Annotated in this window: 1 protein-coding gene; it reads right to left on the minus strand. The window is 61.9% G+C overall.

The features are described 5' to 3' along the window. On the minus strand, positions 1–399 hold a 399-nt coding region (locus SB725_RS30230; RefSeq protein ID WP_410923029.1), incomplete at both ends, for an efflux RND transporter permease subunit.

Below are 399 nucleotides of genomic sequence, written 5' to 3' on the forward strand. Positions count from 1 at the left end.
CTGGCGGTGCGCGGCGTCGGCCTGCACCATCACGCGATAGACGCGGCCGAACACGTTGAAGTCGTTCACGTAGACGGATCCCAGATAGACCTGCAGCGCCTCGAACAGGTTCGTCAGCGGGACGCTCTGCGCCTTCGCCTTCAGCCGGTCGACCTTCACTTCGAGCTGCGGGATGTTCGACTGATAGGTACTCACCGGATAATGCATGCCGGGCGTCTTCGCGACGGCCACCTGGAACGCGTTGACTGCGTTCTGCAGCACTCCATAGCCGAGCCCTGCGCGATCCTCCAGATAGAGCGCGTAGCCGGAGCCGTTGCCAAGGCCCTGGATCGGCGGTGGCATCAGCGCATACGCGAAACCAAACTTGATTCCGGCAAAGCGCGAAATCAGTTCTGGGTT

It is taken from the genome of Pseudomonas sp. SIMBA_041, assembly GCF_046535095.1.
GTDB lineage: Bacteria > Pseudomonadota > Gammaproteobacteria > Pseudomonadales > Pseudomonadaceae > Aquipseudomonas > Aquipseudomonas mucoides.